Origin of the sequence: Marinitenerispora sediminis (genome assembly GCF_003336425.1) — a bacterium.
In the GTDB taxonomy this organism is placed as follows: domain Bacteria; phylum Actinomycetota; class Actinomycetes; order Streptosporangiales; family Streptosporangiaceae; genus Marinitenerispora; species Marinitenerispora sediminis.
This window is the reverse complement of the sequence record NZ_QEIO01000339.1, coordinates 1-636: the sequence shown is the minus strand read 5'-3', so window position 1 is coordinate 636 and position 636 is coordinate 1. Positions and strand designations below refer to the sequence as shown.

Genomic DNA, 636 nt, shown 5'->3' with positions numbered 1-636 from the left:
GACCTGGCGATCTGCCAGGTCGGACTCCGTTTCACGGTCCATCAGAATCGGCCCCTTCGCTGATTCCGGGCGGACCTGGAGTCACGCCTCCCATGCTTGCGGCGGCCGCCCCAAAACCAAACAGGGCGCCGACCTGCGGAATTCAAAGAACGAGGCTGGCGGTCCAATTCTGCGCCAAGGTTCTGATGGCCGGAGCGGGTTACGGTCCGCTGCGTATGGAGGGAGAAATGGTCGCCGTTCTCATGTCCAGACATATTTCCCGGAGAGGGAGTGTCCGGTCATGCGTGTCGGCACCGCCTCCGTTTCCGGTGGCGATGCCGACACGGCCCGCGTTCAGCGGTGCCCGATTTCCCGGTGACGTGGTCCCGGGAATGCGGCGGACTTTCCGAGCGCGTTGCCCCCGGCGGGGGCGGTACCGCTTGTCCTTCTCCCGGGTTCCGGGATCAGAAGCCGCCCTGGGCGTGGCTCCGGGTGCCGAAGGTGCCGGCCCCGAACGGCCCCGCCTGGGTGGCCTGCTGCTCGAAGCTGCTGCTCGGACCCCACCACGGCCAGCCCCAGAAGTGCTCGCCGCCGAAGATGTCCTGGGCTCCGGCCATCGCCGGCGTTCCCAGGGCGATGGCGGGTGCGATGAGGCCG

Annotated in this window: 1 protein-coding gene; it reads right to left on the bottom strand. The window is 68.1% G+C overall.

Annotation, left to right across the window (positions count from 1 at the left end; all coding sequences use genetic code 11):
* Positions 1 to 443: 443 nt before the first annotated feature.
* Positions 444 to 636 (bottom strand): hypothetical protein (locus tag DEF28_RS27825; protein WP_158562932.1); only part of this gene is annotated, 193 nt, incomplete at its 5' end.